The 9,361-nt window shown below is 36.9% G+C and carries 8 protein-coding genes and 2 pseudogenes; 1 reads left to right on the top strand and 9 read right to left on the bottom strand.

Annotated features, from left to right (window positions below):
* Window positions 1-233 precede the first annotated feature (233 nt).
* The 9 genes and pseudogenes from AB1397_06195 to AB1397_06155 form a co-directional block, all read right to left on the bottom strand.
* Complete coding sequence (locus AB1397_06195; protein ID MEW6482571.1) at window positions 234-1,673, bottom strand: ATP-binding protein; 1,440 nt, start codon at window positions 1,671-1,673, stop codon at window positions 234-236.
* Window positions 1,651-1,842 (bottom strand): annotated as a pseudogene (locus tag AB1397_06190) (winged helix-turn-helix domain-containing protein). The gene AB1397_06195 and the pseudogene AB1397_06190 overlap by 23 nt, the downstream one beginning before the upstream one ends.
* 242 nt (window positions 1,843-2,084) lie before the next feature.
* A pseudogene (locus tag AB1397_06185) lies at window positions 2,085-2,566 on the bottom strand (response regulator transcription factor).
* 57 nt (window positions 2,567-2,623) lie between these two features.
* Window positions 2,624-3,007, bottom strand: coding sequence for a biopolymer transporter ExbD (locus tag AB1397_06180; GenBank protein MEW6482570.1), 384 nt, complete (start codon window positions 3,005-3,007; stop codon window positions 2,624-2,626).
* Entirely contained in the window at window positions 2,988-3,422 is a 435-nt protein-coding gene (gene exbB, locus AB1397_06175; GenBank protein ID MEW6482569.1) for a TonB-system energizer ExbB, read from the bottom strand. Before exbB ends, AB1397_06180 begins: the two co-directional genes overlap by 20 nt.
* Window positions 3,422-3,820 (bottom strand): PIN domain-containing protein, encoded by a 399-nt coding sequence (locus AB1397_06170; GenBank protein MEW6482568.1) that lies wholly within the window; start codon window positions 3,818-3,820, stop codon window positions 3,422-3,424. Before AB1397_06170 ends, exbB begins: the two co-directional genes overlap by 1 nt.
* A complete protein-coding gene (locus tag AB1397_06165) occupies window positions 3,817-4,056 on the bottom strand; it encodes a hypothetical protein (protein ID MEW6482567.1) in 240 nt (79 codons plus the stop codon). Before AB1397_06165 ends, AB1397_06170 begins: the two co-directional genes overlap by 4 nt.
* Window positions 4,057-4,101: 45 nt before the next feature.
* Window positions 4,102-6,198, bottom strand: coding sequence for a TonB-dependent receptor plug domain-containing protein (locus AB1397_06160; protein ID MEW6482566.1), 2,097 nt, complete (start codon window positions 6,196-6,198; stop codon window positions 4,102-4,104).
* Window positions 6,199-6,409: 211 nt separating this feature from the next.
* Window positions 6,410-7,372: a radical SAM protein gene (locus AB1397_06155; protein MEW6482565.1), complete on the bottom strand. Its 963-nt coding sequence runs from the start codon at window positions 7,370-7,372 to the stop codon at window positions 6,410-6,412.
* A gap of 76 nt (window positions 7,373-7,448) precedes the next feature.
* Here AB1397_06155 and AB1397_06150 point away from each other — a divergent pair, with 76 nt between their 5' ends.
* Window positions 7,449-9,218 carry a DUF2723 domain-containing protein gene (locus AB1397_06150; GenBank protein MEW6482564.1) on the top strand — a complete coding sequence of 590 codons (1,770 nt, stop codon included), beginning with the start codon at window positions 7,449-7,451 and terminating at the stop codon, window positions 9,216-9,218.
* Window positions 9,219-9,361 lie beyond the last annotated feature (143 nt).

Below are 9,361 nucleotides of genomic sequence, written 5' to 3'. Positions count from 1 at the left end.
AGTTACCCTCCTTTTAGAGAGATTTAAAGGGTTATAATACTCATTCAGGTGCAACATTTTCAAGAGATTATATTTGCACCATATTCCGTGAAGAGCCGTCAAATATCGATCCCGGTCTCCTACACAGGAGCCTGAAATGTGGCTTAAAGCCGCCTAAGCACAATCTTTAAGAGATGAGCGTTTTATTTAATTAAATTATACTATGGGGAGTTAACCAGAAGATTACCGTAAAATTATCTTTTGGTAATGTTTGAAGAGGAGGAAGGAAGAGCCGCAGGAAGGGTGACAACAAATGTGCTTCCCACATCTGATTGGCTGGTGACGCTTATATCTCCCTGGTGAGCTTGGACAATCGCCTTTACCAAACTTAAGCCCAGTCCAACCCCTTCCTGGGCTCGGCTCTTGTCGCCTCTATAGAAGCGCTTGAATATATGAGGGAGATTGTCTTTAGAGATTCCGATACCTGTATCTTTGACCGTAATGACAATATGACCATTATCCTGTTCAGCCGAAATTTTGACCTTTCCTTGAGCAGGGGTATATTTCAATGCATTATCAATAAGATTGGAGATCAGGCGTTGGATACTTTGGAGGTCTGCCTGGATGATAAGCCTACCAGAAACATTGAAAGTAAAAGAAATATTTTTCTTTTCAGCCACTGGTTCAAAAAGCTCATAAGCCTCTTGGATAACTTTGGCCACATCCACATCTTCTAACTTCAGTCTTTCTGCTCCTGCCTCGGTTTCTGCGATAAGTATCATCGTATTCAGCATTTCAAGCATTCTATCGCATTGTTCAATTACTTCAACTGCCATATTTGCATACTCTTCGGTTGAGGAAGGAGTGGTCAGGGTGACTTCCGCGATACCCCGTATACTGGTAATTGGGCTTTTCAGGTCATGGGCGAGATCATCCCCCATCTGCTTTATGCCGGTAACCAACGCCTGGATACGCTCCAACATATTATTAAAAGTAATTGCCAGCCGTTCTATTTCATCACCCCTTGCCTTTACAGGAACCCGGCGAGTGAGTGTTCCACCGCTTGCAATATCAAGGGCGGTTTCTGTAACCTCTTCAACCCCTTTCATTGCCCGCCTGGCCATAAAGTGCCCAACCACACCAACAAGGATCATAATGAAGCCAACTGCCGAGAAAAATACATCTCGTAATATTTTCAGGAATTCTGCCTCTTCTTCAATAGACTTGCCAATCTGTAAAATTCTCCTCCCTCCTATGATTCCATAAATAATGCGTACTTCATACTCACGGAGAGGAGAGGAGAATCTTTCAAAGACATAATCTTGCCCCCTTCTTATTTTCTGTAAGGCATTGGTAGTTGGGCCTAAATCTTTCCAATACGACATATCGGTTGAGGCAATCACTTTCCCTTCAGGGTTTAAGATACGAAAGAATTCTTTATCCATTGTCTCGTATCCTCCCTCAAGTGCTAATGCATGTTTGGTCTTATCCATACCTCCCTCTGCATAAATCTGCGAAAACTTCTCTATCTCTCCCATAAGGTCTTTATCAAAACGCTTTTGAATAATCTTTGAGGTGGCAAGATAGAATATGAAAAAAGCGGTAATGGATGAAAGGATGAATATCATCGCATACCAGAGTGATAATCTAAAGGCGAGGGTATTCTTTAGTTTAAGAAGCCTCTTTAAGAACATAGCTAACCCCTCTTATGGTATTGATCATTTTTTTTGAAAACCCTCGGTCAACTTTATCTCGTAATTTGCTGATTCTTGCTTCAACAACATTCGTTTGAGGATCAAAATTATAGTCCCAGACATGTTCTGTAATCATAGTTTTGGAAACAATTCTTCCTGCATTACGCATTATAGTTAATTCCATAACGCTTTACAAAATGTATGTGTTTAGATAATCTTAAGGAAAACTTTATAAAATTATGAATTTTGAATGTTGAATTTTGAATTAAAAGGGAAAAAATTTTATAAAACTTAAACCTTCAATTCAAAATTCAAAATTTAGAATTCAAAATTTCTTAAAAGGTGGATGAATTTTTAACAGATAAACACAACCCTATCTATTTTTGCACTAAGTAATGGAAGATACTATAAGTATTCAAACAGAGAAAACTCTTTTGGCTGTAGCTCAACCTTCCTTCCTTCCCTAACAACCTCTCGAGTGATTAAGTTCATAGATAGATCTGCGAGAGTAAGAGTGGTTGGCTCTGTAATTCCACTTGCCCTTCTAATGAGGGCTTGAATTCGGGCTAAAAGCTCAGAAAAGGCAAAGGGTTTAGTAAGATAGTCATCACTGCCTGTTTGCAAGCCCTTCACCCGATCATCCACGCTTCTTTTTGCACTTAAGATAAGCACGGGTGTGTTCACCTTGTTCTTTCTCATATTATCAATAAGGGTTAGACCATCCATTTTGGGCAACATCAAATCAATAATAACAGCATCATAGGGTTCATGCAAAGCCAAATGAAGCCCATCTTCGCCCTCTGTAGCATGGTCTGTGGCAAACCCTGCGTTTTGAGCCCCTTTAAGATAAAGGAGGCAATCTTTTTATCATCTTCCACTAATAATATCCGCATACCTTAAAAATCCCTCCCAAAGATTTACAAACAGCCTTTATACTGATAGGAATCTGATCATTTCTTCTCTTCGGTCTGGAGGGCGATTTTTTTAAAGCCAAGGTTTTTTAGAAGGTCAAATACATTAACAAAGGTTTGTAGGCTAATGTATTTATCTGCCCTTATAAATATTGGGCTTTCCCGATTTAGGGAAACCAGGGTATTCTTTAGCTGTGAAAGGGAAACAGGCTTTGAATTAAGATATATCCTTGAAGCTCTATCTATCTCTATAGTTTGGGTTTTTAAGGCTAATTTCTCTTGGGATTTTGTTGCTTTGGGAAGCTCTATAGGCAAAAGACCAGTGGCAATGAATGAGGAGGTAGTAAGGGTGATGGTAAGAAGGACAAGCATCACATCAACCAAAGGAATAACATTGATATAATCAAATTTCTTTCTTTCCATTGTTTGTTTCCCATTGGGCAAGGAGAACCTCTATCTTTCTTAAGAGAAGGTTATAAAAGACAATGGAGGGGATTGCCACCAAAAGCCCAATTGCGGTTGCCTTTAAGGCCAAAGCAAGACCCACCATTATTCCCGAAGTATCCATAAACCCTTTTTTTCCTAAAGAATAAAAGGTAAGCATTATTCCCAGCACTGTTCCCAAAAGCCCAATATAGGGAGCATTTGCTCCAATAATCGCAATGATATGAAGCTTTTTGGTAAGCTCTACCTCAAGTTGTTTTTTCTCGGGGAATTGGGCTATCTTTATATTTCTTAAAACAAGAAACCTTTCAATGGCAATGGCAACAGAGACAATGCTAAGGAATAAAAGCAATCCAATTATTCCATAATCAATTAGAATTTTAAGCCAATCCATTATATTGTCTCCATACCAAAGAGGTGTTTAAAATGGTTATCAAAGGTAAATATTTTTCTTATTTTATTTCGTTTCATTGAAGCAACACTTAAGCAATCGGTAAAAGAGAGCTTTTGATCTTTGTATTTCTCCAATACCTCCAATGCCATTAGCTCATCATCAATATCACTTCGCATTGTTTCAAATGCCTTTGTGGTATATAATATCTTTGCTTTTTCTATGGCAAAAGTGGAAGTAGTCTTTCTAAGTAAAAGGGTAATCGTTTCATCTATGATATGGTTGCTGGTGTATAATTTTGATTTACCAATAATTTTTTTCCATTTTATCAATGCTTTTTTGTGATATTGATCTTTCTCAATATATCGGGCAATAAATGCGCTGGTATCTACAAATATCATTCTGCCTTCTCATAAATGTAATTATCATGCTTTAAGCTTAAATCCCTTTCAATGTTTTTGGAATAGAATTTGTTATCTTTAACAAAGGGATCATTTTTTAGGTTGGAAAAATCTTTTTTTAGCGCTTGCTCAAGGGATGTTCTAATAAATTCTCCTAAGGAAAGACCTAAGCCCCTTGCTTTTAGGTTAGCATCCCATTTAAGCTTTTCAGGTAATAATATGGTTGTTCTATTCATTTCATATACATAAATAACATATACATAACAAAAAATCAAGTATTTTTAAAAATTAACCTTGCATCCACCCAAGAACATAAAGGGAAGCTGCTCAAATGCCTTTTTTTCTGAATAATCATCGCTATAGTAATAATCATAGATATTCTTATGCCCGGTAAGGTTGATAAAGTGGATATACCATTCGCCCCATTTTTGCTTTTTTCTTATGGTAAGGTCGGCTTGAAAATAAGAAGGAAGCCTCTTGCTTTTATATTCCCCCCAGATTGCTTTATAGGTATCACTTCCTTTTATTGCGCCAATCAGGGGTGTACAGGGATTTCCCGAATAATAGGTTGTTTTCATACTTAGCTTCCATTTTTTGGTAAGGTTATAATTTAAAACTAAGGATGCAACATGTGGTCGATCCTGGTCGGTTGGATAGAAAACCTCCTCTTTAACCACAGAATATGTTCCATATTTACCCGGGGCTTCCTCCCGCTTTGCTTGGGAATAGGCATAAGAAAGCCAGCCATCCCATCTTTTTCCCTCCTTTTTCTGGAAGAAAAGCTCAATGCCCCTGCTATAACCCTTACCTTTATTAAGATAATTCTTTTCAGGGTCTGGAAGGATAAGCTTATTTAAATCAGAGTAATATGCCTCTATTTTTACCCTTTTATCATCGCCAATATCCCTTTCATAGCCCAAAATATATTGCCTTGAGCATTGGGATTTTAATTTTGGATTCCCCTCTTTCTCATCAAGATAGTAAGAGTTCATCGGATACTGGGAGTATTCGCCGATTGATTGCTTTATTTTTCCACCTCCTATGGGAAAGCAGATGGAAAACCTTGGCGAGAAAACACCCTCCTTGGTAAAATTGTTATTCTCATACCTTATCCCATAATCAATAATGGGTCCAAAGCCACTATACCTATCCCAAAGGTATAGCCCATAATAATCAGCTCTCCCTTGGTAATGAAATTCCTCTTTGTGCTTTACCTCTGTCCAGGTTCCATTTACCTCCTCTATTATGGGAAAGCTATAGGTATCATCCGCTTTTCCCTTATTTCGGTAAACCATTCCTCCCACATTTATTTCATGACCTTCTTTTTTAATCACAAAATCATTCCTTAAGGCGGTATCTTTAGAATCTAAATCCCCACTAAAGGGATAGTCAGGGGAATAAAACCTGAATCTTCCCTTATCAATTAAGTAGCTTAAGGTAAGCTCATTAGAAAGGCTTGGGCTAAATACCCGCTTGTGATTTAAGGCAAATATATCCTTGGTGTATTTATAAAAGAAGTGTCCTCCCTCATCATCGGGTGAGCCGTATCCCTCCTCCATCTTCATATCCATCCCCTCTCCGGTTCTTACAATACTAAAGGAGAGCTTATCTTTATAGGTTGGCTCATAATAGAGCTTAAGGTATTGGTCATTAAAGTTGGGAAGGGCTCTTCCCTTTTCACCGCCAAACCATTTTACCAGAAGGTCATAGTGTGTCCGGTTTGCCGAAAGATAGTAGGATAATTTATCCTTTTTTATTGGTCCATCCATCTGAAATGCCATTGTGGTGGGAGAAAGCTCTAATTGCCCTCTTCTTTTCTTCTTGCTTCCCTCCTTGTAATAGACATCAATGATTCCACCCAATGCCTGATTTCCCTTTGCCGGATAGCCTCCGGCATAGAAATCAACCTTTTTAATAAGGTCGGTATTAAACATAAGCAGCAGCCCTCCCCATCTGTATGGCCAATAGATAAACACATTGTCTAATAAAAATATTGTCTCCATGGGATAGGTTCCTCGGATGTATAATGCACCCGAGAAAGCACCCGGGGTAACCACACCGGGCAGGGTCTTTAATGTCTCGGACAAATCTGTAAAGAGAGAAACCGAGCTCTTTTCAACCATAGAAGGAGAGACCTCCTCCTTGCTGACAATGGGTTCTTCTTTTACCGGCTTTTTTTCCCTTACAACAAGCTCCTCCCCAGTTACAGTAATGGTTTCAGAAAAAGCCAATAAGGGAAACAAAAGAATACAAAAAAGCCTTTTTATATCGAAACAGGCATAATAAAGCCGATTAACAAAGGCGTTGGTATGGCCTTTTTCTAAAAGAATAGAGGCTTCATCAAGCGTCTCACAAGCTCGTGGGAGACGATACAGCACTAAAGTTTTTATCTCTTCCTCCACCCCGTTAGACCTCCCTTTCGGTTTATTTTAAGCTCTCTCTTTCCCATCAATACAATAATACCAAATGCTGCGTCGGCAGTCAAAATATTATCATAGAACCCATCGTTATTTAACAAAGAAATATAACCTAAAGACATTCTCTCCTTGGTTATTCTTTATGTTGAACACATACGAACTTTTGAGCTTTCTAACAAAGCCTTTTTTTCATACAAAATGGATCAGCACCCATATAGTCAAGGCTATAGGAATATGATCTTGCCCTGCATCCGCCGCAGGATTTTTTATAATCGCATATTCCACATCTACCTTTATATTCCATAAGCCTTAATTCTTTGAATATCAAAGAATCCCTCCAGAGCTTATTAAATGAGACATCCCTTATATTTCCTATCCTAATTGGAAGATATGGGCAGCCCTGCACATCACCGTTAGGAAGAATACAACAATAGCTTATCCCTGCAAGGCATCCTCTGGTATATTTTGAAGGGTTATAAAGCATAAATTGAGGGGCACAAACAGCTTTAATCTCTAGCTTTGTTGTTTTCTGCTTTTCCAATATTCTTTTTAAAACATCTCTATACCTTGTTATATCCTCATCCAGCATTTTTGCCCTTCCTGTTTTTATAAGAAAAAATATATGAATTGCTAATGCACCAAGGGAGCTTGAAAAATCTATAATTTCCTCTATTTCTCTGTAATTAAATTCCATTATGGTTGTATGAATTTGGAAGGGAAGCCCGACATCTTTGCAATTTCTTATTCCATCCATTGTCTTTTTATACGCCCAAGGTTTTCCCCTGAATTCATTATGTAATTTTTCTGATGTAGAATCAAGGCTTATTCCTATCCTTGAAAGCCCAGAATCTTTTAGCCTTGAGGCAACAGGTTTTGTAAGCAATGTCCCATTTGTTCCCATTGTCATTATAAGACCAAGCTTACCTCCATATTCAATAAGACGATGAACATCCTTCCTTAAAATAGGCTCACCACCCGAGAGGATAACCATTTTAAAGCCAGCCTCTTTTATTTCTGAAAGAAGATGACATCCCTCATCAAAGGAAAGCTCATTTACCTCTTTTTCTCCTGCATCCCTATAGCAATGCTTACAGGAGAGATTGCATTCCCTTGTTATATTCCATGAAACCAGCATATAGCCTAGTATACTAAATAAACCCGAAATTCAAAAGCTTGATTTTTATCTACCAAAAACATACACTCTATTATAAATGCAAAGAATAGCTTTTAAAAGGGCTGATTATATAATCTGCCTTTTTTCCTTTTTTATTTCATATTTTGTTTATCTTCTAACCCTTCCTTCTTCGGTTTGGTTTGGAGATTCTGGCGATTTTATTACCTCCTCCTATGTATTAGGCATTCCCCATCCTTCGGGTTATCCCCTTTATACCCTGCTTGGCCATTTATTTTCATACCTTCCCATCTCAAATATTGGGATGAGGATTACCTTGATGTCTTCTATATTTGGAGGTTTAACCTCAACCCTGATTTATTTTTTGCTTATAAAGCTCTCTGTCCAAAGGCTTATCTCTTTTTCTACAGTCCTTTGCTTTGCATTTTCCTATACCTTCTTTAGGGTCTCTATTTACGCAAAAACATATAGTCTTTATGGATTTTTTGTTATTCTCATTTTATTTATCCTTTATCTATATCAAGAAAATATAAAGAAAAACTTTAAATATCTTATTCTATTTTCTTTTATTCTTGGTGTTTCTTTTACAAACCATAATCTAATGGCAACCATTATTCCAGGAATTATTGCCTTTCTTTTTATAAACAACAAATCCATCTTTAAAATAAATACCCTTTTTTATCTTTTTGCCTTTTTTGCCCTTGGTCTTTCTGTATTTCTCTATCTTCCGATTAGGGCATTTCAGAACCCACCGATTGATTGGGCAAACCCAACCACCCTGCAAAGGTTTATTGATTGTCTGATGGTAAAATTTGCTCAAAAAAGGATGCTTGATATAACATTATTAAAGTTTTTCATTACATTGGGAAACCATCTTGTTTTGCTCTTAAAGCAATTTTTAATCTTCTGTGTTATCTTAATATTTGGCTTTTATCCCCTTAAAAGAAGAAATTATCCATTCTTCATCCTTCTCTTAAGCATTATCATTGTGAATACCATTTTTTCATTGATTATCTATCCAGTGGAAAAAGGGGTGATTGATTTTGAGGCATATCATATTCCATCCCTTCTCTCCTTGGCAATCTTTCTAGGAATTGGGCTAAATTTTATAATTGAAAAAAAGAAATCTCTTAAATTTGGAGTTTTGCTTATTCCATTAACAATTTGCTTTAATTATTATTATATTGCCGACAAAAGCAGATTCTATTTTGCCTATGACTATGCAAGGAATATCTTAAGGCATCTTCCAGAAAAGACCATTCTTTTTACCTATACCGACCATGAGTTTATGACCCTGTGGTATCTTAAGCATATTGAAAATAGGAGAAAAGATATTATTCAACTCAACCTTTATGATTTAACCACAGATTGGGTGATTGAAAGGCTTTTAAGGGAGCACAAAGATATAAGATTTACCCTTTCTGATTTTAATGCCCATTATTTATTTAAACTGGAAAACCTGGTGAAGAACAATATTGATAGATTCAATATTTTTTATACATTCAATGAAGACCTCTATAACCCTGGATATAAAATAGCATATTCATCAGACCTTTCAAATTATGGGATATTGTTCAAGGTGGAAAGAGAAGAAAATCCAAAAATCTATGATGTTTCCTATTTAATCAGGGAGACAAAGGTTTACAAGGATAGCTTCACAAAGGGTGTTTTAAAGATATATGCCTATGGCTACGCTGTAATGGGTTCAAAATATGTCTATTCAGAGCCAAAAAAGGCAATTTCCCTCTTTGAAAGCGCAACAAAATTTGACCCAGAAAATGAAATGTATAAAAAGGGTCTTGAGATTGCAAATTCTAAACTTCAGAATAAAATTTTTGTAGAAAAATAAGGGTATTTGTGATAAACTGAAACCTATCCATAAGTCTGGAGAGGCAAGTCCTACATAGGTTTAACCCTCATTTTTATCCAAATAAAGGGAAAAATTAAAAATTTTCTCTTATTAAAAAAATGCCGATACTCTTATGAGCCTAA

This window comes from bacterium (assembly GCA_040756715.1).
In the GTDB taxonomy this organism is placed as follows: Bacteria; UBA9089; UBA9088; order UBA9088; family UBA9088; genus JBFLYE01.
This window is presented reverse-complemented; position numbering and strand designations above follow the sequence as displayed.